Annotated in this window: 16 protein-coding genes and 1 pseudogene; 5 read left to right on the top strand and 12 right to left on the bottom strand. The window is 53.6% G+C overall.

Annotation, left to right across the window (positions count from 1 at the left end):
- Window positions 1–90 carry a K(+)-transporting ATPase subunit F gene (gene kdpF, locus BK662_RS08650; RefSeq protein WP_007899818.1) on the bottom strand — a complete coding sequence of 30 codons (90 nt, stop codon included), beginning with the start codon at window positions 88–90 and terminating at the stop codon, window positions 1–3.
- 405 nt (window positions 91–495) lie between these two features.
- On the opposite strand from kdpF, the gene eat reads away from it, so the two are divergent.
- Both eat and BK662_RS08660 read left to right on the top strand, forming a co-directional pair.
- Window positions 496–1,860 carry an ethanolamine permease gene (eat, locus tag BK662_RS08655; protein ID WP_008006002.1) on the top strand — a complete coding sequence of 455 codons (1,365 nt, stop codon included), beginning with the start codon at window positions 496–498 and terminating at the stop codon, window positions 1,858–1,860.
- A 145-nt stretch (window positions 1,861–2,005) separates the two neighbouring features.
- On the top strand, window positions 2,006–2,173 hold the full coding sequence (locus tag BK662_RS08660) for a DUF2897 family protein (RefSeq protein WP_008006000.1): 168 nt from the start codon (window positions 2,006–2,008) through the stop codon (window positions 2,171–2,173).
- Between the two features lie 124 nt (window positions 2,174–2,297).
- On the opposite strand, the gene BK662_RS08665 is transcribed toward BK662_RS08660, so the two are convergent.
- From BK662_RS08665 to BK662_RS08690, 6 genes and pseudogenes are all read right to left on the bottom strand, one after another.
- Window positions 2,298–3,149: an urea carboxylase-associated family protein gene (locus tag BK662_RS08665; protein ID WP_123357725.1), complete on the bottom strand. Its 852-nt coding sequence runs from the start codon at window positions 3,147–3,149 to the stop codon at window positions 2,298–2,300.
- A 15-nt stretch (window positions 3,150–3,164) separates the two neighbouring features.
- A complete protein-coding gene (locus BK662_RS08670) occupies window positions 3,165–3,818 on the bottom strand; it encodes a GntR family transcriptional regulator (protein WP_123357726.1) in 654 nt (217 codons plus the stop codon).
- Window positions 3,819–3,892: 74 nt separating this feature from the next.
- Complete coding sequence (gene fabF, locus BK662_RS08675) at window positions 3,893–5,167, bottom strand: beta-ketoacyl-ACP synthase II (RefSeq protein ID WP_123357727.1); 1,275 nt, start codon at window positions 5,165–5,167, stop codon at window positions 3,893–3,895.
- Between the two features lie 33 nt (window positions 5,168–5,200).
- A complete protein-coding gene (locus tag BK662_RS08680; RefSeq protein WP_123357728.1) occupies window positions 5,201–5,995 on the bottom strand; it encodes an SDR family NAD(P)-dependent oxidoreductase in 795 nt (264 codons plus the stop codon).
- A gap of 209 nt (window positions 5,996–6,204) precedes the next feature.
- Window positions 6,205–6,539, bottom strand: a pseudogene (locus tag BK662_RS08685) (ComEA family DNA-binding protein).
- A gap of 111 nt (window positions 6,540–6,650) precedes the next feature.
- On the bottom strand, window positions 6,651–8,645 hold the full coding sequence (locus tag BK662_RS08690) for a polysaccharide biosynthesis protein (protein ID WP_123357729.1): 1,995 nt from the start codon (window positions 8,643–8,645) through the stop codon (window positions 6,651–6,653).
- Window positions 8,646–8,982: 337 nt separating this feature from the next.
- On the opposite strand from BK662_RS08690, the gene cysC reads away from it, so the two are divergent.
- Genes cysC through BK662_RS08705 form a run of 3 tightly spaced genes read left to right on the top strand, consistent with a single transcriptional unit; the run spans window position 8,983 to window position 11,816 of the window.
- On the top strand, window positions 8,983–9,576 hold the full coding sequence (gene cysC / locus BK662_RS08695; protein WP_123357730.1) for an adenylyl-sulfate kinase: 594 nt from the start codon (window positions 8,983–8,985) through the stop codon (window positions 9,574–9,576).
- On the top strand, window positions 9,573–10,955 hold the full coding sequence (locus BK662_RS08700; protein ID WP_123357731.1) for an FAD/NAD(P)-binding protein: 1,383 nt from the start codon (window positions 9,573–9,575) through the stop codon (window positions 10,953–10,955). The genes cysC and BK662_RS08700 overlap by 4 nt, the downstream gene beginning before the upstream one ends.
- 9 nt (window positions 10,956–10,964) lie before the next feature.
- Window positions 10,965–11,816, top strand: coding sequence for an SGNH/GDSL hydrolase family protein (locus BK662_RS08705; RefSeq protein WP_259695889.1), 852 nt, complete (start codon window positions 10,965–10,967; stop codon window positions 11,814–11,816).
- Window positions 11,817–11,990: 174 nt separating this feature from the next.
- Here BK662_RS08705 and BK662_RS08710 read toward each other — a convergent pair whose 3' ends face one another.
- The 5 genes from BK662_RS08710 to BK662_RS08730 form a co-directional block, all read right to left on the bottom strand.
- Window positions 11,991–12,971, bottom strand: a complete 981-nt coding sequence (locus tag BK662_RS08710; RefSeq protein WP_123357732.1) for an NAD-dependent epimerase/dehydratase family protein — start codon at window positions 12,969–12,971, stop codon at window positions 11,991–11,993.
- Window positions 12,972–13,283: 312 nt separating this feature from the next.
- The gene (locus tag BK662_RS08715; RefSeq protein ID WP_123357733.1) at window positions 13,284–18,596 is read right to left on the bottom strand and encodes a glycoside hydrolase family 99-like domain-containing protein; all 5,313 of its coding nucleotides are present in this window, start codon (window positions 18,594–18,596) and stop codon (window positions 13,284–13,286) included.
- Window positions 18,597–18,753: 157 nt separating this feature from the next.
- Complete coding sequence (locus BK662_RS08720) at window positions 18,754–20,124, bottom strand: ABC transporter ATP-binding protein (RefSeq protein WP_123357734.1); 1,371 nt, start codon at window positions 20,122–20,124, stop codon at window positions 18,754–18,756.
- A complete protein-coding gene (locus BK662_RS08725; protein ID WP_123357735.1) occupies window positions 20,114–20,932 on the bottom strand; it encodes an ABC transporter permease in 819 nt (272 codons plus the stop codon). Before BK662_RS08725 ends, BK662_RS08720 begins: the two co-directional genes overlap by 11 nt.
- Before the next feature lie 902 nt (window positions 20,933–21,834).
- A complete protein-coding gene (locus BK662_RS08730; protein ID WP_123357736.1) occupies window positions 21,835–25,566 on the bottom strand; it encodes a glycosyltransferase in 3,732 nt (1,243 codons plus the stop codon).
- Window position 25,567 lies beyond the last annotated feature (1 nt).

The following is a 25,567-nucleotide window of genomic DNA, read 5'->3' on the forward strand; positions in this document are numbered from 1 at the left end:
CTAGTTCCGGTCCGCGCGCAACAGCGCAACCAACAGATAAATGAACAGCCCCACTGCCAGTAGCAGTGACACTCCGTCCAGAACGCTCATGGAAGTTCTCCGTGTTACGGCGTATTGCCGCGTGTGGAGTGATTGTCTGCAGGGAGGCTGTAAAGGCGCGAGATCGAGGGGTGGGGCGGGGCATAAAGAATGCGTAAAGAGTGGGTTTATGCCGGGGTTTCGGTGGTGTTCGGGCGGGCCTCAATCGCGAGCAGGCTCGCTCCCACATTGGAATGCCGTCGTCCATACAACGCCGAACTCCTGTGGGAGCGAGCCTGCTCGCGATAGCGCCAGAACAGGCGTCGACGCCCCTAACTGGAGCACAAAAATCACCCATCCAGCCGCGAACATCCCCGATACGACAGCTTTCAGCGCTTTACGACGCTCAACTGCAAAATGGCACGCCCGCTGCACACGCCCTCCCCCGAACTTTCCAAACCGTTCAGGGAGCAACGCATGAACACACAACTCAAACCCACGCTGGGCACGCTGCATCTGTGGGGTATCGCGGTCGGGCTGGTGATTTCCGGTGAGTACTTCGGCTGGAGTTATGGCTGGGGCGTAGCCGGGACACTTGGCTTCCTGGTGACCTCGTTCATGGTCGCCACCATGTACACCTGTTTCATTTTCAGTTTCACCGAACTGACCACCGCCATTCCCCATGCCGGCGGTCCCTTTGCCTACAGCCGCCGCGCCTTTGGTGAAAAAGGTGGATTGATTGCCGGGCTGGCGACGCTGATTGAATTCGTCTTCGCCCCACCGGCGATTGCCCTGGCCATCGGTGCCTACCTGAACGTGCAGTTTCCGGCCCTCGACCCGAAACACGCGGCGGTCGGCGCCTACATTGTGTTTATGGGCTTGAACATCCTCGGCGTGAAACTCGCCGCGACCTTCGAGCTGGTGGTCTGCGTATTGGCGGTCGCCGAATTGCTGGTGTTCATGGGCGTGGTCGCCCCGGCGTTCAGCTTCAGCAACTTCGCCCTCAACGGCTGGGCCGGTTCTGATGTGTTCGGCGCGCCAGCGATTGCCGGGATGTTCGCGGCGATTCCGTTTGCCATCTGGTTCTTCCTGGCCATCGAAGGTGCAGCCATGGCTGCCGAAGAAGCCAAGGACCCGAAACGCACGATTCCCAAAGCCTACATCAGCGGCATCCTGACCCTGGTGCTGCTGGCTATGGGTGTGATGTTCTTTGCCGGCGGCGTCGGCGATTGGCGCACCCTGTCGAACATCAACGATCCGCTGCCGCAAGCCATGAAAGCCGTGGTCGGCGAAAGCTCCGGCTGGTTGCACATGCTGGTGTGGATCGGCCTGTTCGGTCTGGTGGCGAGTTTCCACGGGATCATCCTCGGCTACTCGCGGCAGTTCTTCGCCCTCGCCCGGGCCGGTTACCTGCCGGCATCCCTGGCCAAACTGTCGCGCTTCCAGACCCCGCACCGGGCGATCATCGCCGGTGGCGTGATCGGCATCGCGGCGATCTACAGCGACGGCCTGATCAACCTCGGCGGCATGACGCTGACGGCAGCGATGATCACCATGGCGGTATTCGGTGCGATCGTGATGTACATCATGAGCATGCTCAGCCTGTTCAAACTGCGCAAGACCGAACCGAACCTGGAACGCACCTTCCGCGCGCCTTGCTACCCGTTGGTGCCATTCATTGCGCTGGTGCTCGCGGTGGTTTGTCTGGTGGCGATGGCTTGGTTCAACACCTTGATCGGGTTGATCTTCCTCGGCTTCATGGCAGTGGGTTTCGTGTACTTCATGCTCACCGCGCAATTGCGGGCCGATGCGCCGGCGGATGCGATGTTGACCGGGCTCTGACTTCACACACCGCGCCTGCAAGGATGTACGGCGTCTACGGCATATCAGGCATAGAATGGAACCACTGCGAAAATTAATCGCTCAAAGTGGTATGCACGATCGGTCGGCGAAAACCGCCAATCGGCCTGCCCTCAAGGAGAGCTCTATGCCCTGGTATGCCTGGTTGATTCTGATCGTTGCCATCGGCTCGATCGTTGGCGGTTTGATGATGCTGCGCGACACTGCCAACAAGGTCGAATTGACCGAAGAGCAACGCAAACGCGTCGCCGAACGCAATGCGGAAGCGGATGCCAAGGATGCGCAGGACCGCTAGCAAACAATTGTGACGAGGGAGCTTGCTCCCGCTGGGTCGCGTAGCGGCCCTTGAGGTCCCTCGCACATTTTTTGCGCCCGCTGCGCGGTCGAGCGGGAGCAAGCTCCCTCGCCACAAACCGTTTCTATTTTTCCCAATCCGCCTTGGCAATGTGCAAGCCATGCAGCCCTTTGTAAGCCGCACGCTCCGTCTGGCTCCAGCCTTCAAGCATCGACTCCTCCAACCGATAAATCTCCACCCCCAGCGGACGACACACACTCAGCGGGTCCTGCGCATCCGGCCCCCACATGGCCAGTGACAAATCACCACCCGGGCAAGTCGACAGCGCGCACAGCAAATCAATCTCGGCAAAGAACTCCAGATAATCGCCCTTCTGCGCCGGGCAGGCTTTCATGAAGTACATGTCGTCGTGGTTCAGACCGGTACACTGGAAAATGTTCAGCACATCATGCACGTCAAACTCGGTCAGGCCATGGGGCAACACTGCGCGAGTCAAATTCGAGTGACAGTGATGATGGAAGTCCTCGCCCGTGAGCATTTTGTTCACATATGGATCACACCGCGTCCCCAGCAAATCATGCAAACGCCCGCCATGTTCGTCGATACCGTACCCGGCCAGGCTATCGTCGGTGATGGTCACCAGCGGCCGTAAAAAGGGCAGGTTCGACCAGAGCCGGTCATGGGTGCTGACATGCGCCCCTTGCAACTGCCGGGTCCGCGCTGCCCACAAGCGTTCGCGCGGGTCGTGGGCATTCCAGACATTGAAGTCGCCGACTTGCGGGCCGACAGGGGTCGTGACCCTGAACACATGCCCCGCCGGCACATTCCAGGCGCGACCGGTGCGGATCGGCACCTCGAACTGTTCGATCAGCGTGCGCCCCTCTTTGTTGTCTCGGACTCTCTCGTAGAAAGCCGTGTCTACCTGCAAGGCCGAGCCTTTGCTGACTTGATAGGCCGCCGGATAGTCTTTGTACATGGCACAAATCCTCGATCAGTGATGGGAAGAAGGGGCAAGTATCTGCAACAGGAGGTGTTCGGAGTCGTCGAGATAAAGGCTCATGGCGTCCCCAGCCGCGCGTTTGTCGCCATCGGCTAGCAAGTCATGAATCTGTCGGTCACGCGCCAGCCAGGGCGCCTGAAAACGTGATTCGTCGGGAGCGGTGCAAAACACCAGGCGCAATTGCGCGACGACGTTGGTGAAGAACTCATCGAACAATGGACTGCGCAGCAATCCGACGATGTGTTGATGAAATGCCAGGCTGTGGGTGCCGACCGCGCGCCAATCCTCACGCTCCCGGGCCAGCTCGGTGGCCTCCAGGGCTTCAAGCATCCGGTCGGACTGATAATCACGCAGCGGCTGACAGGTGCTGATGGCTTGCAGTTCCAGGGTGCGACGGACCTTGAACAGATCGCGCACATCATCAGCCCCCAACCTGCGCACCATCACCCCCTTGTTGCGGACATAACGGGTCAGCCCTTCCTGCCCCAGACGGTGCAACGCCTCGCGAATCGTGTTTCGCGAGGCGTTGTAAGCCGACACCAGATCGTTTTCCACCAACGCCATGCCGGGCAGCAAACGACCGCCAATGATGTCAGCGCGTAACTCCAATGTGATGTGGTCGGCCAGGGACAGTCCGCTGTTCATACTCAATGCCTCGTGATTGTTCAACAATCGTCAGCAAATGAGTAATCACTATTCGTGCCATCGCCTGTCGTGAACTAGTCCTCCCAATATTTGAACAACACGCTGGCGTTCACGCCGCCAAATCCGAAGCCGTTGGACATCGCGTACTCGATCGTCATTGGCCGCGCCTGACCATGAACAATGTCCACGCCTTGGGCGGCTGGATCCGGGTTGTCGAAGTTGAGCGTGGCCGGCACCACCTGATCACGGAGTGCCAACAGCGTAAAGATCGCCTCGATCCCGCCAGCGGCGCCGAGCAAATGCCCGGTCGCGGACTTGGTCGACGTTACCGCTATCTTGTTGTCCGAGCCGAACAGCGACTTGATGGCCGCCAATTCCCCGAGATCGCCAACCGGTGTCGAAGTTGCGTGAGCATTGAGATGTTGCACCTGTGCCGGCGAAATGCCCGCCTGAGCCAACGCCAGCGACATCGCCCGACGCGCACCGCTGCCATCTTCAGGTCCCGCGGTCAGGTGATAGGCATCGGCACTGGTACCGTAACCGACCAGCTCGGCCAATGGCTGAGCGCCACGCGCCAAAGCATGTTCCAGGGATTCGATCACCAGAAGGCCCGAACCCTCGCCCATCACAAAGCCATCGCGACCACTGTCGAACGGTCGCGAGGAGCGCTCCGGGGTGTCGTTGTAACCGCTGGACAAGGCTCGAGCCGCCGCGAACCCGGCGAGGCTGACACGATCGATCGCCGCCTCCGCACCGCCACACACTGCAATATCCGCCTCGCCACATCGAATCAGCCGTGCCGCGTCGCCAATCGCCTGAACCCCGGCCGCGCACGCCGTTACCGGAGCCCCCAAAGGGCCTTTGAAACCGTGCTGGATCGACACATGACCCGCGGCGAGATTGACCAGAAACGAAGGAATGGTGAACGGCGACAAACGTCGCGGGCCACGGTTGTCGGTGGTGCGCACCGCATCGGCAATCGCGCCGAAACCACCCACGCCCGAGCCAATAATGGTGGCAGTACGTTCCTGGGCGCTGGTGTCCTGCGGTTGCCAACCGGCCTGTTCCAGTGCCTGACGCGCCGCCTCCATGGCAAACATAATGAAGCGGTCCATCTTCTTCTGCTCTTTGGGCGGCGTCGCTCGGTCCGGATCGAAACCCGCCTCGGGATCTTCCGCCAGGGTTTGCACCGCACCGCCGACCTTGGCCGGTAAATCGGCAACCACTTCGTCCGGCAACACCCGCAACCCCGAGCGCCCGGCCAGCAAACGCGCCCAAACCTCTTCGACGCTGCTACCCAACGGCGACACCAGGCCCATACCTGTGACTACCACTCGACGATTACTCATAACGCAAATACCTCAAGCCGATTCAATGGCGCCTCACTTGTAACGCGTGGCGGCCGTGCTTCTGGACAGATTCGGCGCCATCGCATGACGCGCCGCTACATAGGACTCCCACTCAGAGAGATTCGGCAAGGAAGGAATGGTGATCAACTCACCCTGGTCCAGACCCGACAATGCCGCGTCGACCATTTCCCCCGCTTCCATCACCATCTCCGCCGGAATCTGGCTTGCATCGATACCGGAGCGCTCTAAGATTTCGGTGCGTGTTACGCCCGGCAACACCGCCTGGACCTGGACCCCGGTGCCCGCAAGCTCCGCGTTCAACGACTGAGTCAGGCTCAACACATAAGCCTTGCTCGCGCTGTACGTCGCATTAAACCGCTCCGGAAACAACGCCACCACGGATGCAATATTGATGATCGTCCCGCGACCGGCCTTGGTAAAACTGGCCGCCGCCGCCGAGGCCAAGCGCGTCACTGTGGTGACGTTCAGCTGAATCAACCGCTCCATCTGATCCATGTCTGCGTTGGCCAGCAACCCATCTGCAGCAACTCCAGCGTTGTTCAGCAACAGGCTGATACTCGAATCGCTGCGCAAACGCTGCTCAAGCTTCAACACATCATCCTTTTGCGTCAGATCCGCCTTCAGCACCTCCACCTGAACACCATGCTCGGCGCGCAACTTGCTCGCCGCGGCCTCTAGCCGTTCCTGATCACGGGCCACCAGCAATAAATCAAAACCACGCGCCGCCAACCGCTGCGCGTAAACCGCACCGATGCCGGAAGATGCGCCGGTGACAAGGGCCGTACCTTGGGTCTGGACAGAATTCATGACTGTGCTCCTGAGAGGAATGCCGGAGGGAAGGCAAGCGCCTGAGAATCAGGGCGCCTCCGCGAATTACGAATTTATTATAGGCATAATTTAATCGCCGTATGATAGCCGTAATTTTTTTCATTCCGATGAAAGCAGCCAATCGCTCACTGCGGCAATATGCAAAAAAGGCCGGTCAATGACCGGCCTCTTGGTGTGGATTTACAAGCTTAGTTCACTTCCAGCTTATCGCGATTCTTGTCCAGAATGGCTTTGCCGATCCCTTTCACTTCCAGCAATTCGTCGACGGACGAAAATGGCCCATTACTCTCACGATACGCAACAATCGCCTTGGCCTTCGCCTCACCAATCCCGGACAACTCGCGCTGCAGAGTCGGCGCATCGGCCCCATTGAGATCGACCTTACTCGTTTGAGCCTTGCGGCAACATCCAGCATCAAGGGTGCCTTGGCAGCCTCTGGCGCAGCCGTTGGCGCAGCAATGGCCGCAATAGAGGCGCTGGTGAGCAGGGCAAAAACCAGAGAGTAGAAATAGCCAGTACGCATAAGTGAAGCTCCATGACATCGATTGAGAAAGCAGCTTTCCGAAGCTGCCCCCTAAACTTAGGCGATGGGATAGAGCTGTCAAAAATGTGTCCGTTACAGGATGTGAAACAATCAGGGCTCGAGACGGCGTTGCTGGTGGATCCAGTCCACAATCTCGCCATCGGGGGTATAGCCACTGACCGTTTCGCGCAGGAGCTGGCGCACGCGGGAGTAGTCGTCCTGCTCGACCGCCAATAACAGCTCAGTCAAACGCCCCTTGAGCATGTCCCAGGGAAGATGGTCTTCGTTGGCGGTCATGATCATCGGATGTGGCGTCGCTGCGACGTTATCCCCAATCAGCAACTCTTCGTAAAGCTTCTCGCCCGGACGCAGCCCCGTGAACTCGATCGAAATATCGCCTTGGGGATTTCGCTCGGAGCGAATGCTCAAACCGGACAGGTGAATCATCTTCTCCGCCAGCTCGACAATCCTCACCGGTTCACCCATGTCCAGCACAAACACATCGCCTCCCTGCCCCATGGAACCGGCCTGAATCACCAGTTGCGCGGCTTCGGGAATGGTCATGAAGTAACGGGTGATCTTCGGGTGCGTGACCGTCAGCGGACCACCGGACTTGATCTGACTGTGAAACAACGGAATCACCGAACCGGACGACCCCAACACATTGCCAAAACGCACCATGGTGAAACGGGTTTTGTTGACCCGGGATACATTGGCCTTGTCACCAAACAGTACAGGGGCGATTTCACGACTGAGGGCCTGAAGGGTCAACTCCGCCAAGCGCTTGGTGCTGCCCATGATGTTGGTCGGACGAACGGCTTTATCGGTGGAGATCAACACAAAGTTGGCCACCCCCGACTGCAACGCTGCCTGAGCCGTGTTCAATGTGCCGATGACATTGTTGAGCACGCCCTCAGCAATATTGTGCTCGACCATCGGCACATGCTTATAAGCGGCCGCGTGATAGACGGTATCCACGCGCCAGGTCTTCATCACATCGAGCAGTTTGTGCGGATGACGGATGGAGCCCAGGATAGGCAGCAACTTGACCGACACTGACTCACGACAGCCGCGCTGCTCCAACTCCGACAGAATGCTGTAAAGGTTGAACTCACTGTGTTCGAACAGAATAAGCGTGGTCGGGCCAAGGGAGAAAATCTGCCGGCACAGCTCCGAACCGATCGACCCGCCAGCGCCAGTGACCATCACTGTCTTGCCTTTGATGCAGCGCTCAAGCAAATCAGCCTGGGCTGGCACAGCATCACGGCCCAGCAAGTCAGCGATATCCACTTCCTGAATGTCTTCAACCTTTACCCGCCCGCTGGCCAGATCGGTGAAGTTCGGGACGCTTCGTACGTGAAGGGGGTAAGCCTCCAGCAGATTGAGAATTTCCCTGCGTCGTGCACGGGTAGATGACGGCAGGGCCAGGAGGATTTCCTGTGCGCCAGTCACGTCGATCATCTGTTGGATATGTTTGGGTTTGTAGACCTGGAGGCCTGAGATAGAGCGATCGGCGATGCTTGGGTCGTCGTCGATGAATGCCACGGGGCGCATCACTCGGCCCATGCGCAACGCAGCAACCAACTGATTGCCTGCGACGCCTGCACCGTAGATGGCGACCTTGGTAAGGCCGTCGTCGCGGCTTGTGAACGGCACGTGCTGGGCGGTGGTGAACCAATCGCCCATGAAGTACTGGCGCATGCACAGGCGCAGACCGCCGATGATCACCATGCTCAGCCACCAATAGTTAAAGATGATGGAGCGCGGAACGACAGTTTGGTGGTTGCTGTACCAATAGACGACGACTGCAAGGATCAGCGATGACAGGCTGACCGCCTTGACGATTGCGATCAGCGCATCATTGCCGAAATAGCGCATGACGGCGCGATACATACCAAAGCGTATGAAGAGCGGGATAGCGATAATCGGGGCGCAGGCGAAGAGCCAGAAATGGACCCTGAGCGGGTTGTACATATCGTCTATGCCGAGGCGCACGATGAAGGCCAGCCATAAAGCAACCCACACCAAAATCACATCGGTGGCGACCTGTATCAGCCTTTTTTGCCTACGAGGCAAACCCAGCAAAACTGTCCGCACTTTATCCATTCACGCATTCGAGCACGTAGCTCCCTCCTTCACACAGTCGTCGACCGGCATTGTAACCTCAATACACGAATGATCAGCCGAATACTTGTCCGATACTACCCAGTCGCGCTGGTCCGTTTCCAACGTTTCAGTACGAGCATTTTGTGGAAAGCATAGCTACAATTCATCGAATGGCCGAAAGTAAGACGTTCTTGAATTTGCGAATTGAAGACCTTCAGCATGATGCCGATAAGCCATGACTGGACACACATTCATTGGTCTAACGAGGCGGTGAACCAGATCACTTCCAAATCCCTGTGCTCCTGATCCGATATTGGTCAATTTATAACGAGACAACATGTCCGAAAATCTTATAGCTCACTCGCAAACTGTGGATATCGAGCGCCGCAGCGCTATAAAAAGTCAGCGCCCTATTGTGATTTGGCTAACGGGCCTGAGTGGGGCTGGCAAATCATCCATTGCGAATGCCTTGGAGCTGGCACTATGCGATGCAGGCCGTCATACCTATTTGCTTGATGGTGACAATGTTCGGCTTGGACTCTGCCAGGACTTAGGGTTTAGCGACGTCGATCGTGTTGAAAACATACGACGTATTTCAGAAGTAGCAAAATTATTCATTGATGCGGGGCTGATCGTCATCACGGCGTTCATATCGCCATTCATACGCGACCGCGCCCTGGCCCGCGACGTGATTGGCGAAGATAGTTTCATTGAAGTTTTCATCGATACGCCGCTGAGCGAATGCGAGCGGAGAGACCCTAAAGGCCTTTATAAAAAAGCCCGAGAAGGACTGATAAAGAACTTCACAGGTATCGACTCTGGTTATGAGCCGCCATTGAATCCACACATCAGGATCAATACGTTAGAGGACGATCTTGAGACAGCGGCACAGCGCATTATCGACTTTCTTAATAAGCAGCCGTCAAAATGAAAACGTTAGTCATCATTGGTGCAGGGTTCAGTGGAACAGTCGCCGCCATAGAGTTTTTACGTTCTGCTCCACCCGGCGCCAGACTCATAATCATCAACAGATCTGGAGCCGTTGCACGCGGCCTGGCCTACGGCACCAACAGTTCAAAACATCTGCTGAACGTACCCGCTGGCAATATGAGTGCATTGGCGGACAAACCTGACTCTTTCCTACAGTACTGCCAGTCTTTGTTGCCAGATACAACATCAAGCTCTTTCGTCTCCAGAAAACTATACGGAAACTATTTAGCATCACTTCTGGACAATACCGAACTCAACGCAAAAGGGAATGTTGCCATCGAGCGGATAACGGCTGAAGTCAAAAGCCTGACCCCTCATGAGCACGGGGCACATATTGAATTGTGCTCAGGCGAAAAGATATTTGCCGATCAAGTAATCTTAGCGTTTGGTCATTTTCCACCGCGTACCCCTGCCGTACTTCAGGACTTACTCGACTCTTCCAGCTACATGGAAAACCCTTGGAACGGCCCAGTCTCTCTCCCCGAGAATCCACACGCGTCAGTTTTGTTGATTGGGGGTGGCCTCACTGCTCTCGATGTCATTTCCAGCCTGAGACAAGTATCCAGTACCGGTCAGATTTATATGCTGTCTCGTCGTGGTCTTCTGCCATTGGCGCACCGGACGACTAAAAGTGCATCGCAAGCGCCCGCTTCATTTCACGATGAACTACTGAATGCAGCCCCCACCGCCCGGAGTTATTTACGCTCCATCAAGGCACAGATAAAGTCCAGCGCAGCATCCGGCACCAACTGGCGAGACATTATCGCGGCCGTGCGCCCTATTACATCCAGTCTGTGGAAAAGGCTTCCCGAGCATGAACGAAGCAGGTTTTTACGCCACGTACAACCTTACTGGGATGTTCATCGCCACCGAGTAGCGCCAGAGACTTACAAGCATTTCGATGAAGCGCTGAAACTTAAAAAAATCGTGCCGATAGCCGGTCGAATCAAGTCCATTGAACTCCACAATGGCAAACCACTCGTCTCCATCCAGTCACGCGGCACACAAGACGTCAAGACAATACCCGTTGACCGCATCATAAACTGCACGGGCCCTAATTCGAACCCAAACTTAATAGAAGAACCGCTGATACAGCAGCTTATTAGCGACGATCTGATTTCTGTCGACAGCCTGGGCTTGGGGCTACTGGTGGATAATCAGTTGGCGGTCAAAAGCAAAGACGGGACCCCTTCCGAGTGGCTGAGTTATGTCGGCCCGATGCTGAAAGCCAACTACTGGGAAGCAACGGCGGTACCCGAACTACGTCTCTACGCCTCAGCACTTGCCAGAAAAATATCGAATAAATTCAGCAACCTGTAAGGTCCATTTGTGAATAGCCCTACCGCCCCTGATACAGCAGACATCTTCGGCGGTGGGCTGCAACATCACCTCGAAGAATCAGGAACCCATCAGATAATGAAAGCTGTACTTGTACTCGGCGACTCCCACGCCTTGGTTTTCAGCTCTGAACAAATGAAAACATTGTTTCCTGAGTACTCATTTGAAGTGACGTCCGTTGGCGGTGCCACGGTCTCCGGATTAAAAAATCCAAACGCCGTCACCCAGGCAATGCCGCAATATATGTCGGCACTGGAAACAACCACGGCGAACACCGTGATCGTGATGCTTGGCGAGGTGGATACGGGCTTTGTGATTTGGTACAGAGCTCAAAAACATGGCAGCTCCGTAGAGCAGATGCTTCAACAGGCTCTCGAAAACTACCAGAAGCTCTTATTGGATGTGGCGAGCAGATTTCACGTTATATGCGTCAGCACTCCTCTTCCAACCATCCGAGACAACATGGATTGGGGGGAAGTGGCCAACCTGCGAAAAGAAGTGAAAGCGTCACTCTCGGATAGAACATTACTCACCATAAAGTTCAACAAACTCATGGAAGCCTTTTGCATCCGAGAAGGCATAAGCCACTTGAACTACGATAGCGACTCTATGGATGAGAGCGGCACGCTGAAATCATCACTTCGCAACCCAAACCCCAATGATCACCACTATGATCCCTCTGCCCATGCACTGATGATTGAACCCCTCCTGAGCCCGGTGCTCAATCAGTACACGAGCCTCAAGCAAAAGAGTTTCGACAATCTTGATACCGCAGATGAGCAAACACCTGAAAAGCGCTCCTTCCTTCGTAGACTATGGGTTTCACTTTTCTGCAGACAATAAAAAATCGCTCAGTGGCGATTTCCCGGGGCCTCTCATTGTTCTTCAGTGAAGGCGCTGACCGTGATTGCCAGCAGCTGGAATGGCCTTTGGAGGTCCATTCCAGCTGCTGGTTTTCAACGTTTCAGGCAGAGGCGATGTGTTGAACTCTACGCCACATCCCCAGCCGGCTGTTTTTCAGTCGATTCTCGAAGCCGGGTTTTCCAGCAACCACATCGAAAACTGCTCCACACCCTGTTCGAAGCTCACGGTCGGAGCCCACCCCAGCGCGTGTTTTGCACGGTCTATATTTAATACGCTGACCGGCACATCAAAGCCTCGGCCCGACAAGTATTTGCGGTTGGCGACTCGCCCGGTGATCTTTTCGATCGTATCAAGCACTTCATTCAAGCTGTGCCCATAACCTGAACCAATGTTGAATACATGCTCTTGCCTTGATGGCTCAAGAGCCACGAGCAGGGCTTGCACGACATCGGCAACATGGATGTAATCACGAACGACGGAGCCATCACCCCAAATCTCGATAGGTTCATCACGCAACACCTTACCCAGGAACACGGCTACCGCACCCTGGCTCGCGTGAGTGCGCTGACCTTCACCGAAGGGATTAGCCAAACGTAAAACGGTGTAGTCCAGGCCATGTAGACGATGGAAAAGCGCCAAGTACTTTTCGATCGCCAGTTTCGCAATCCCATAAGAGCACACAGGATCTGTTGCGTGCGTTTCGGGGATTGGTACCTGGATTGGATCACCGTAAACGGTGCCACCCGATGAAACGAAAATCACCTTCTTGACGCCTGCCTTGAGTGCCAACGTCAACAAACGAATCGTCGCGACTAGATTGCTTTCCACATCAAAAACGGGGTCCGCATTTGAAGACTTCGGTAATGTAGTCGATACCAAATGGTAGCAAATATCGCAATCTTGCAACGCTTCGCTTATATCAGCTTCGCTGGTGAAGTCGCCTTCATACAGCTCGAAACCAGGATGCTTCGCGTGAGTGTCTCCAAGCGCGACAACATTCGGCCGATCGAAACAACGTACGGCATGCCCCTGATCGAGCAATGCGTCGATCAGATGGGTACCGATGAAGCCTCGCCCGCCCAATACCAGCGACCGTACTGATTTTCCAGCCAAGCTGTTCTCGGATTTTTTCAACGTTTGCCTCCAATGCAGCAGGTTCGATCTACCGCTTCGCCAGCAGTGGCCCAAGTCACCTTGTGGCTGCCCTCGACCTGATCGCGCCTAGCAAGTACTTCAAATTTAACAGCAATAGTGGCGCACCGTAGCAGGTACCGAAACGCCAGAGAGTTAGACAGCCAGCATCAAAAAGCTCTCAACTGACTTCCGCCAGCTTCTACGTTCCACGTCACGATCATTCGTAACCTTCCCTCCCCCCTCTCAACACCGCCATACGCCTGATAAATACCAACAGGCGTGCTGACCGTGCTGAGACGGCAGCCTCAACCTTTAAATGACTGACTTTACCGACTGCATCAACTTCGCTTCGATGTCTCGTTCGAACAGACGTACATACTGAGCAGCTACAGCGTCGATTCGATAACGGCTTGAAACATCTTTCACCAATGCCAGGGCATGCTGGTGCTTATTCTTGTCGGTTGCAAAAGCGGCAATGATTTGCGCAGCTTTCTCGATCGGGATTTCCCAATCCTCCAGACAGAGCACCTCTCCAGCGACCTCATTTTCTATGGTAAGCATGTTTCTGATGTCGCCCACGTCGGAGGCGATGTACGGCTTGCCGGCAAAGAGACAGTCGACAATCGTCAGAGGAAAACTCTCGGACTTGAACTTGGTCAGCATGATGCCCATATCCGCCGCCGCATAGTGACCGACGGCGTTATCGCTGAAACCAGCCAAATAGACGAACTCAGGTACTCCAGCCTGACAGTACCCATCGTAGACCGGTCCGTTCCCGACCAGTATCAGACGGATGTCCCGCCCCGAGATAACCCGCGCTCTCTCGACGGCCTCAATAGTTTCGTCCCATCCCTTGTCAGGAATCGCACGGCTGACACAGCACAGTACAAATGCGTCTTCGGGTATACCCAGTTGCACTCGTGGAATGGCAACAACCTTTGGAGGTTGTAATCCGTTTGGCACTTTGACAAACCGATCGGAAGGTTTGTCATACAGCGAAAAATTCGAGAAGGGAACAAGGTTCTTCTCGGCGGTATAGACCCAAGTGCTCACGCTATTATCAGCCGTACGAAGCTGCTCCTCAGTCACGCCAAAGGCATCCTCATGCTCAATCATCCCGTGCAGGGACGCGACATGAGCACCCAACTCGGAGAAAACATCCGGCACATGTAGCGGGTACCGCTGGATGTGCCACTGATGGGTATTGAGTGCTTCGACCCCAAAATCGCGGATGATAGTCTTCACTGCATCTACTTCCGAGGTTTCGACAAGCGGAACATCGGTCCTGAGCATGTTGCGAATACCCTCTTCACGCAAGGTCAAGCCCGCACTCAGCAAGAATACAGAAAGCCCTTGACGCTTGAACTCGTTGGCCAACCGGATAGGAAGGATCTCGGCTCCACCAGGATAGAAACCGATCGTCGAAACCATAACATTCGGCTTTCGGTTTGCGCGGGCCTGCAGGATCGCGTCTTTATCGTACCAACGCAGAAACTCTTCGTTAGAATTCCCAACATAGTGGTCGTAAAGTCTTTTACTCCCCTCTTCACAGCGCTCAAGAACAGAAAGCGGCACGTTATACAGCGCCTGTACGGTCTGACTCGAGATCCCGAGTTCACGGTAGAAAATCTCTTTCCTGTAGGTACTCTCGGCAGCGCTGCCTTCATAACGGCGGAAGAAGTTTGTCCCTTCAGTGGAGTAGGCAATCTTGCCACCCCGAAGAATGTGAAGGTAGAAAACCCAGTCGCCTGCAACACGCATCGACAACCAGGATTCGTCTTCCAGCAGAGGTAGATTGGTAGGACGCTTGAAAATCGTGCCGCTGGCGTTAGGAATCGTGTTCTTGATGCCCAGCCCCGTGCGCACTTCGTTGTGAGCGGTTTCTACGTAGGAACTTCTCCACTTTTCAGCGCATTCCAGATCGTAAACATACCTATGGAACTCATCCTCCATGACGACTTCGTCACTGCTGACAAACTCGCATTTTGAATAAGCAAGCATTACGGCTTCATCTTCAAAACAACGGACAAGTGCTTCCAGAAAGTGCTCATCACAGTAGTCATCGCTTTCAGCAACCCAGACCAGATCCCCGGTCGCTGCCTTGATGCCCTTGGCCCACTGACGGAAAACACCACCCGAATTGGTCTCGTTGAACAACTTCACCGTCACGTCAGGGAAGTCGGCCGCGTATTGACTCAGTACCGCGCGACTTTGATCGGACGAACAGTCATCCATCAAAATGACTTCAATATTCTTGTACGTCTGCCCGTAGATGCTATCCAATCGACGAGGCAGGAAACGCTCGTGATTGTAGTTCGGCACAATGACCGACACTTTGGGCATGATCGTATTTGATTTGATATCCAGCAGTGCGCGAGTCGTTTCATTCACACGACCGAAGCCGCCCACTCGATCAGGCTCAAGGAAAAGGCCCTGCGTCCAATCGTTCCAGGCGTTCACGAACACAAGACGACGATCTTCAGCGTGGGTAGCCCTTGCACCGGCAATCGCCGCATCAAGCCAGCGACGATATTCTCTGGCGTTAAAACGCGTATAAACGAGCGGAGAATTTGGTTTCAGTGCGGTTTCATCGCGTCCAAGCGTAATGGCGTGAAAGACCGGACTGGATTGAAGTTGAGTACTTTGCGCCCGCAACACGCCTTGCGAAGCAACGACGGAATACGGAACGGCAGCAATACCATTCTTCTCCTGAGGTACAAAGACGCCTGTTTCTCCTGGCACGGGAGCGGCAGGAAGATCAAGGACGGCATCACACAGACTTACCAGAGTCTTGTCCAGCTCCCCCGCACCTGCTTGCGACAACTGACCGATCAGATAAACACTGATGCCAAGGTCGAACAGTTGACTGCGCAGCTGACGAAGCGCATCCGCATCTGTCTGTACGTTGCCAGGTATCCCGACCACAACCACGGAACGACCGTCGATTTGCATGCACCGCTTATCCGACACCGCAGGCAACAGCGCGGCGGCCAAAGACCCTTGAAGACCTTTAGGATGCAAATCTGTCTGGGCGCAGAACGTGAAGTCGATGCCTGGATGCGCGATAAACACATCCAGCGGCTGGACCGATTGAACTGCATTGGTGTCAACATTCAGCTTAAAGCAGAAGCCATACACGCCATGACGCTTTGCAAGCTGCGCCTGTTTGTCCAGAACCTCCCAGTCCAGCGGATCGTAGAAACCAAACTCCTCATGAGGAACCAGCAGTTGCGAGTTGCCTTTAGACGCCGGCTTGGCGCTACGCAACGCATCCCACGCAGGAGACGTATAAAATGCGAGCAGTTTGATGTCGCTAGTCACTTCGCCAAATCGAATGTCTTTTTCATAACGAACGACCGCGTCAGGCACTGCGATCCGCTGCTCCGACGCACCGGCGACAACGTAGTGCCATAACGGGTTGACCCCGGCACTGCTGATATCTTTATAGGTGTTCAGGTACGAAAGGGTATCGAAGTCAGGAGAAGGATTTCGGCCGTCGAACCAACCCTCTTCGCAATAGTGTCTGATCGGATCGATAGAAGCATCGAGCTCGGTGTACATCGCAAAATAGAACGACTCATCGAAAAGCCCGGACTTTCTGATCACGTCGACCTGCGCGTCAACTACAGCCTTGGGAACAGGTATGCGCACGGGTTGTTCGACTGCTTTCGGCTCAAGTGCCACAACAGATTGCGCGTGTGGCGCACTCGACTTCACTACTTTGGGAGCAGAATGGGAGGCGATCGAACGCCCTTCCACTTGACCGCACCTGAGATAGTGGACCAGCGGATTCACTCGCGCAGCGGCAACATCCGGGTTATCGAAAAGATACTTCGAGGTACTGAACAGGGCAGAAGGATTACGGTTTTCCCTCCATCCATGAAGCATATAATGCTTGAGCGGATCGATGCCTTGATCTCGAACGTCAGGGTTGCTGGTCAGATAGTAATCTGCATCAAACAGAAAGCTATCGCGCACCAGTTGGACTGTTGCCTTGTTAAAGAAATCGCGTCGAACCCTCAAGACTTCAATGATCTTGCCCAGTGAAGGAACGCTCATCGGCCGTACGGCCCGACGGGCAATGCGACCGACCCCGCGCAAAGGCGAAGTGACGCGCCAGGAGCGGGAACCCAGAAGCTGATTGAGTTCCTGCTTCAACGAATGAACATCGGTTTCTTTTTCCAGCACGATGCGCACGATTTCGTTTTTCAGGTTCCCAATTTCACCTTCACGCTCGATGATGATGTGTTTGAGGTTGGTGACCTGCCCATCACGCTCGCCGACGACATGATTGAGATGGGAAATCTGCCCTTCGCGCTCAACCACCGCGCGATTGAGAACGTCAACGTTTTGGGTTTGACTGTTAATCGCGCCTTCGTGTTCGATAATGGCACCTTTGAAGGCACCCAGTTGAGCTTCAAGCTCCACGACAGTATGCCGGAGACTGGCGATCTGACCTTCTCGCTCGACAACACTTTGTGTCAGGCCGGCGATTTGCCCATCACGTTCAATAAGTGTGTGGCTAAGGTTTGCGATCTTCTCGTCATACTCAACAACACTGGCGTTGAGGTTCAGATGGTCGACCTGCCCCTCCAGATCGACCACGCTGTGGTTGAGTTGAGCAATCTCAGTCTCACGCTCGACAACCAGATGACTGAGACGGGTGATCTGCACATCACGCTCGCTCATGGCAAGGTTGAGACTCGCGATTTGCGCCTCAAGCCCCGCGACAGTTTGTGTCAGAGTGGAAATCTGAAGCGTGCGCTCTCCCAGGCGTTGATGACGCCCTCGAATCAGCTTGATTGCCCGCAGTGCCAACTCCAGTTCTTGCTCGGAGAAGTGCTCTTTTGACTGCGGCAGCTGCGTGTCATACCCAAAAACATCAAAGTCTTCAGCATACAAAGTCCGGATCAAACTTGCGCTGCGCTCTGTCACGAACTCTGGCAGGTAGGGAATCAGACTCTCGTTCGCTCGACGCTCGGCAAAAGGATCGGGAACATACTCACCCAAGCGCTCCGACAGCGCTTTACTAAGCTGTTCCGAGTCTTCGATCTTGACCAGTTTGGAGTAGTTGATCAAATCCGGCCTAAGCAGGACGGCTTGCGGCGTCCAGTGCTGATCCCAATAAGAAGGGGCCTCCTGACTGGCGAGATGCTCCAGAAAACCTTCAAAGGCCAACGCGATGTCATCTGCATTTCTTAACGGTTGATGAAAGAAATCCCGCTGAAGATAAGGCCCAATCTGCTGCGGCTCTTGCAACAGCAATTTTGATTGCCAAGCCGAAAAAATTCGCTTGTAAGGGTTTCTGACGACAGCAAATCGGAAGTAAGAATCGGAGGTCAGCGCCTCAGAAAGCTCTTCTGAAGAAAGACCGGTAAGGTGTGGTGCCACTTTATGCAACTCATGAACAACCTGATCCGGATTACTTTCTGCACTATCAGTGATATTGCTCAATGCTTTCGAGCAGCCCTCTAAAGAAGCAAACCACCATTTGAGAGATGTGCATGCAACTTTTGGCGTACTAACGTAGAACAGCTTGTACTGCTCCGAACGATAGCTATTCCACTGGAGATAGTTGAATACTTTCTTTTCGTCGCTCGGCGGCCAATCACTAATATTTAGCATATACGTCAAAAGATCCTATGAATGTGCTGTCATACAGCACCAAACTTCCAAGCTAATAAATTAACTGCACAAGTCATTACGCTTGTGCCCGTCCTGAGCGACCTCATCGCCATCAAACCGAACGCTGTCGGGGCAACCGGCCCCGACAGCCCACTTCCTAAATCGTGGTTTTTCGGCCAATTTCCGACTGAGGCGCGCTCGACATCAAGTCCACATACCCAAATGAATTCAACTTTTCACCCGGAATTACCCGAAACATGATTGCGTCCATGATGCGGTGGGCACAGCTCGGTTCCTGGGTCGACCAAACGCCGCCACCGACAAAATAGACACCTGGCAGTAAATGCATCCGGAACGAAAATTTCACGTTGAAGGTGTTACCGGCACTGACGCGTTCAAAGTACGTACCGTCTTCGGGAAACCGCTGACCTGTAATAACGGCTCCAGAGACGTTACGAATGTGTATCCCCCAATAAGTACCAGCGAAGTCCTCCATGAAGTGGCCCGCCACTTCGATCTGATACGTTTTACCAGCCTGCAGCACATTTACCACATGCCCATCCGCATCCAGGATGGAGATCTTCTTGATCTCGGCACCCTGGGTTGGATAGATCGCGGTGGTTTCCGGAACAAGTCCCGAATCAAATGCATCGCTGGGGGCGTGCTTTGTCTCGACGGGCAACAACGCGACCTTATCGGTATCGACAGCCCCCCCCGAGCGATCTGCTGTGGTGTACAGCTCAACGAGTCGTTTGTACTCTGCTTCCGGTGCATAGATGAGTTTCTGGTAAGCACGCACGGCTTCTGGAGCAGCGCCGTACATGAGCCGGACACCATGATCGAGCAGCAACGTTCTGTCGCACAGTTCAATGATGCTGGGCGCCGAGTGCGACACGAAGAGAATCGAAGTACCGTTGCGCTTCAGCTCTTCCATACGAGCAAAGCACTTACGCTGAAACTTCTCATCGCCGACTGCGAGTGCTTCATCGACAATAAAAATATCCGGATCAATCATCGCTTGAACGGCAAACGCCAAACGAACGACCATCCCGCTGGAATAGCTTTTTACCGGTTGTTCAATAAAATCACCGATGTCAGCAAAGGCAGCAATTTCATCGAAACGCTGGTCGATTTCTTCCCTTGCCAAACCAAGTACTGCGGCGTTCATGTACACGTTATCGCGCCCGGTGAACTCAGGGTCGAAGCCTGAGCCCAACTCCAGCAACGCAGCAATGCGACCGTTGGTCTGGACGCTGCCAGTGGTCGGGTTCAACGTACCGCAAATCATCTGCAGCAGAGTGGATTTACCACTGCCGTTACACCCGATGATCCCGACCGTTTCGCCCTTTTTCACTTCGAAAGAAACATCCTTCAAAGCCCAGAACTCGCGATAGAACTGACTGGACTGCATGCGCAAAGCGCCCTGCATGCGAGGCACGATAAACTGCTTCAACCGGTCACGGGGCTGATCATAGATTTCGTAGCACTTGCTAAGGTTCTCGACCTTGATAGCGACTTCAGAGGACATCAGCAAATCCCTTACGTGTTTTCTGGAACCAGGCAAAACCCAACCAAGCGATGCAGGTGGTGACTACCCAATAGATTCCCAATATTTCAAAGTCCGGAAGTTTTCCCCAGAAAAGAACATCGCGCGCCATCTCAATCGCAGGTGTCAGCGGGTTGAGGTAGAGCAAATGGCGATACGCCTCGGGCAGTGCCGTCGCGGGGTAGAAAATAGGGCTCAAGAACATCAGAACTGTGGTCAGAATACCGATAAATTGTGAAACGTCGCGCAGGTACACACCCAACGAGGCCAATGCCCAGCTAACCCCCATAATGAACATGATGAAAGGGATGACGATCAGTGGCAGGTAGAAGGCTGTAGCGTGCGGCATTCCGAAAAATATTCCGTAAGCGGCAAACCATACGCCCAAGCTAATGGCGGCATGGAACAACGCAGACCCCAATACCACGACGGGCAGAATTTCGAGGGGATACACCACTTTCTTGACAAAATTGACCTTGCCAAGAATGAGACCGGGGGCTCGGTTAATACACTCGGCAAACAGGTTGAAAATGATCAATCCCGCAAACAGGATCAGTGCGAATTCGGTTTTCGAATCACTGTCTACGCTCCACCGGGCCCGGAGTACCGCGCTGAACACAAAGGTGTATACCGCAAGCATCAGTAGTGGATTGAAAAACGACCAAAGCAGGCCCATGGCCGAACCACGATACCGACCTAGGACCTCCCGGATCGTCGACGCTTTGATTAACGCTGTGTTACGCCACAGGCTGGCGAACATTTCCAAAGGATTGGCAGAAAACTGGCGCATCAGGCAAAAACCTCAGCAGTAAATGGTGCGCTGCGTACATCATTGGCAGCAAGCGATGGGGCTATACCCAATGGAGTGGCATGGAAGGTTTCAAGGGAGATGCCTCGTTCCTCAACGCAGGACTTGAGGCAGCTCGGCATGACGTCGAACATAGCAAGGGGAGTTCCATTCATTGGTGCAGTGTTTCCTTAAGCGCACAGCGAGTATTGCCAGTAACAGTGGACCACCAGCGCTCAGTCAGACTGCCCGGTTCGCCTGCAGCGCGTACCGACAACCATAGTAAAAAGAGAGCCAAATCAAGCATGAACGACTACCCGATGCGAGTCCGTCAGAGGCCTGTGCGACGGACGATGAAGACCTTATCGGCGAAAATAGCCAAGGACTGAAACCCTAACCAATAAACTGCAAAAATGGACACCCTGACGTTAGTCAGCGATGTCGAAAATCGTCAATTTTTGCCAGCCTCAGGGCCGCCAAGCTGGAAACGTTGCAGTAAACCCAAGGCTTCAAAGCCGGCAAAGCTGTGGGCATTATCCTGTCAGATGATAACATTCAAACCCACACAGAAACACGAAAAATCCTACTTGCTCCGTCCCTCAGACACCTGCAATAGACCTTCAGCGTGATCGAAAAAGGCTCCTGCCGAGAGGTAAATGAGTGGTTTTGAGCTTCTAAAAACACCTCGGTACTGGCGACGGTATGAACGACCATGTTCTGTCGCCAGGCTGCCGTACTTCATGCTTTATAGTCTGCGGCTCTCCGCTGCATCGATTGCGTGGAGATGAAAATCGCCAGCGACTCCACGAAAATGGCCAGTCAGCCTACCCCCCTCAAAAAAAGACAAAAAAAAGCTGCCTGAAAAGGCAGCTCATTTCTACGTGCAATGCATCAAGCCAATTAGGCTAAATATAACCCTCACAAGACTTCACCGCCCGGTTCTTGGCAATAAAGTAGGCTTCATGCAGTTGTTTATGCCTACTCAGCCTTACTTTTGGATCCGCAGGCGTCCTGAACAACGATGTCGTTTTGGGCACGTAACAGAACTCATTTTTATACCCATAACGCAACCAAAGATTCCAATCCTCGAGGTTACTCATATCGGTCTCGAAACCGCCCCGCTTCAGATATAGGTCTCTCTTGAAAAGAAGGGACTGTATGGGGATGAAGTTATGATCAAGCAGCACATTGTAATCGTATTCATGCTTGAAGGAATCGTGAGTCTCATGACTGACTTCCGTATACCGCCCATTCGTATTGTCAGTGACTGTGCCGACCTCCATTGCCAACGAGTAAGCCGCAACGGCGGTGTCATTCTTCAGCAACGCCGCAACAAGGACCTCGACGTGATCCGAAAAAAGCAAATCGTCGTCGTCAAGAAACATACAGTATTTGCCTTTGGCGACCTCAAGACCGTAGTTGCCTGTCACCGAACGTCCTACTTTCTCCAGACCATAGAAGCTGACGCTTCGCCCTTCTGCGGACGGTACCTCAGAAACGAGAGCTTTCATCGTCGAGCCACCGTCCTCGACCACAATTAACTCAATATTGCGGTACGTTTGGTTGAACACAGACATGATGGACTGCCTCAGGAACTCGTCCCTCTTCTGATAGGTACGAGTCACGATGGTGACCAAAGGCTGTTCAACGAAGGGGTCACCCACGCGCCAGAAAGCACCGTCTCTGATCATTTCATAATCAAAGCCCCTGAAAGGAAAATAAGCATCCTTATCCGGACCTTTACCACCGAGAAAATAAGACGCTTTCTTTGTGAGCTGAGCAATATTACGCATCAGATCCCGGCGAGAGCCTGGGTATGCTTGTGGCCGCATAAACAGTAAGAACTGTAGAACGATACCGCCCCACTTATCGGTCAGCCTACCATAACGCAATCTAATATAAGCATTGGCCAAAGTGCTGCCGGCATACTGAATCGGCTTCACATGATTCTCATGCTCATAGGTGTAATGGTAAACGACTGCTGAAGGGCAATATTTCAGACGATAGCAATAAGATCTAAACCGATAAGAAAGCTCGACATCTTCTCCATACATGAATATCTGGCTTTCATACCCGCCGACCTTAACGTAGGCAGACCGCCTGATTAAAATGCACGCATGTGAAGACCAATTGGTTTCCAGCGTCACCGGATCATAATACTTCGGATGCTCATATGGGGCCTGCCTCAACTCCCAGGATGCGACATTTTCCTGACCGTCTGACAAAGCGCTGGAAACTATCTTCTCAATGGAGTTATCCGCGAAAGTAATATCAATATTACTGACCAAAAAATACTCTGCATCGCCTTGCCCGATAGCCCTATCATGGCCCGCACCAAAACCTACGTTATCTCCCCGCAAAACCTCAAAGCCGGCCAACTCCGCACCCAGCGTTACTTTCCAGCGCTCCAGTGCTTCGACTGTGCTATCGCTAGAGCCATTATCGACAAAATAGAGGTTCAACTTTCCAAGGGGATAGCTTTGAGATTGCAGTGACTCAAAAAAACCATCGACCCACTTGACGCTATTATAGGTAACGATTGAAACATCAACGACAGGTTGAGCAGAGACTGTCGGCGCTACCAAAACATGAGAAAAACGACGATCCGTAATGACCTGTATCGCCTTGATATTATCTTTTGAATATATAACGGAAAGAAGCTTCACACGTAATGATTTCGAGTAAAGACCTATCCGAACACGAATACTCGCCAAAAAAGGAAACTTCTGATAAAGCGGCCGAAGGACCGACTTCGGACTCGACACAAGTCGACGCAGCCCCGCGAAGCAGCGCTTTACAAATGATATTATGGAATGCCCCATACCGAATACTTCATCCTTTAAAAACGAATTTTTTTCTTCTGAATTCCCAAACTTTGAACCCGTCACCTGCAAGGCATCAAGTTGCGCCTCGACTTCAAAAAGCTGGTCCTTCACCTGAAAGAGCTCTTCATTCAACAATGCCAGATCGGCATTAATTTCTTTATTCTTTGATTCAAGCCATGAAATATAAGATTGTTGGCGATAACTTTCCAAATCAGGATCGAAGCGGTTTCTTTCAAAACCCGGTTCACTGGCATGCCCCAGTCGAGCAAGATGAGCTGACGGCTCGCAGAACTGAGCAGCAGAAAGAAAGTACTGCGTCTCGGCAAAGTCCAGAATGAAAGCTCTGAGCGCTGACGAACACACACTATCTGTTTGGTGAGCTTGCCAAACAGACATCAAATCTGCGGGCTCCCGAACATCGATAGTCAACCCCAACCCTGAATAGGGAGCCAGTCCCAGGACGTAAACAGGTTTGCCGGCCAGAGCGGCCTCAAAACCGGCGGAGGAGTTGAGGGTAAAGACAACATCCGCGGCGGCGATCAAATCAGAAATATTATCCTCTTTGCCGGCGACGAAGACATGTTCCGGCAGCGGTGGGATAGAGTCCAACGGATGCGGTTTGACGATGATTTTTAAGCCTGATCCCGAGATAACATCCGATACATGCTGAACATAATCAGCCATGCTCGAATAGGGAGACCCCATGATTACATTGGAGTCATCCTGAACCTGCAGCAGAACCAAAGCATTGGGTTCCCTGACGCCACCCTGGTACTTATAACGGTCCTCCAGTGCCCTTAACCGGTCAACACATCCACTATTGTCGTAGGTCTGCACCCTCTCCAGATAGGCAGCAAACTCCGCCCTGAAGGCACTTCGAGCATTCACGCCCTGCGGATCCGAGTAGTAACCCATGGCATTAGGTTCTCGTAACATGCCCAGCTCATTAAAAATCAGAGGAATCGTATGAGATGAACAAATCCTGTCCAGCGAACCGTCGTAATTCCAACAAAAAACGAGATCTGGATCTAGCTCACTTACCATGCGGCGAACAAAATCGTCGTGATAAGAAACCGCCTCCTTCTTGAGTATTGCTGTCCAGTCGCTCAGCCAATCAACGTCAGGTCCATTGGGGTAAACACACGAGAATGTCGCTGGACTTACCCATTGATGAGCAAATACACCGTACTCGTTTTTCAGTTCGTCAGAGCCGACAAATATGCACTCCCAGCCTTCACTGGCAAATTTGTTCGCCAGCGGCAAATACACATCGACAATACTGCTGAACAACGTCGGCCGCCCTCTTAAAACCAGGGGCAGTGTGTAGAACACAACCTTCTTGAATTTTCGCTGCGCCACCCGCACGGCAGGACTGCCCGCGGCAATGCTTTGCGGCTCAATATTAAATTTTACAACCGAGTTCGCTGCGACTACTACTCCCTTACCCACTACCGCTCCCGCCAGAACTGAGGCATTTGCACCAATCCAGGCATCATCCTCAATAATCACCTCGGCCAACTTCAGACCCTGATCCTTGATAGATATTTTGCGATCATAACGATGGGTAGAAGAAGTTATGGAAACGTTAGGCGCGATCAACACATTCGCACCGATAGTTACCTTTCCACTTCCGTTGATCCACGCCCCGTAGTTAACCACGGTTCCGGATGAGATACTTAAAAAACCGCCTGCCCCGCACTCAATAACGACATTGTCGCGAATCTGCACGTCGTCGGCGATAATACAAGTTGCTGTATCATCAACATAAAACTTTACCGTTTCGGCAATGAGCGCGTTACCAATCTTCAGCATA

This window comes from Pseudomonas frederiksbergensis (genome assembly GCF_003732275.1).
Lineage (GTDB): Bacteria > Pseudomonadota > Gammaproteobacteria > Pseudomonadales > Pseudomonadaceae > Aquipseudomonas > Aquipseudomonas frederiksbergensis_H.

Coding starts and splice junctions, on each gene's coding strand:
- BK662_RS08725 (WP_123357735.1), bottom strand. CDS start 20,932: ATGCGCCAGTTTTCTGCCAATCCTTTGGAAATGTTCGCCAGCCTGTGG.
- BK662_RS08665 (WP_123357725.1), bottom strand. CDS start 3,149: ATGTACAAAGACTATCCGGCGGCCTATCAAGTCAGCAAAGGCTCGGCC.
- eat (WP_008006002.1), top strand. CDS start 496: ATGAACACACAACTCAAACCCACGCTGGGCACGCTGCATCTGTGGGGT.
- fabF (WP_123357727.1), bottom strand. CDS start 5,167: ATGAGTAATCGTCGAGTGGTAGTCACAGGTATGGGCCTGGTGTCGCCG.
- BK662_RS08680 (WP_123357728.1), bottom strand. CDS start 5,995: ATGAATTCTGTCCAGACCCAAGGTACGGCCCTTGTCACCGGCGCATCT.
- kdpF (WP_007899818.1), bottom strand. CDS start 90: ATGAGCGTTCTGGACGGAGTGTCACTGCTACTGGCAGTGGGGCTGTTC.
- BK662_RS08670 (WP_123357726.1), bottom strand. CDS start 3,818: ATGAACAGCGGACTGTCCCTGGCCGACCACATCACATTGGAGTTACGC.
- BK662_RS08700 (WP_123357731.1), top strand. CDS start 9,573: ATGAAAACGTTAGTCATCATTGGTGCAGGGTTCAGTGGAACAGTCGCC.
- BK662_RS08660 (WP_008006000.1), top strand. CDS start 2,006: ATGCCCTGGTATGCCTGGTTGATTCTGATCGTTGCCATCGGCTCGATC.
- BK662_RS08730 (WP_123357736.1), bottom strand. CDS start 25,566: ATGCTGAAGATTGGTAACGCGCTCATTGCCGAAACGGTAAAGTTTTAT.
- BK662_RS08690 (WP_123357729.1), bottom strand. CDS start 8,645: ATGGATAAAGTGCGGACAGTTTTGCTGGGTTTGCCTCGTAGGCAAAAA.
- BK662_RS08720 (WP_123357734.1), bottom strand. CDS start 20,124: ATGTCCTCTGAAGTCGCTATCAAGGTCGAGAACCTTAGCAAGTGCTAC.
- BK662_RS08715 (WP_123357733.1), bottom strand. CDS start 18,596: ATGCTAAATATTAGTGATTGGCCGCCGAGCGACGAAAAGAAAGTATTC.
- cysC (WP_123357730.1), top strand. CDS start 8,983: ATGTCCGAAAATCTTATAGCTCACTCGCAAACTGTGGATATCGAGCGC.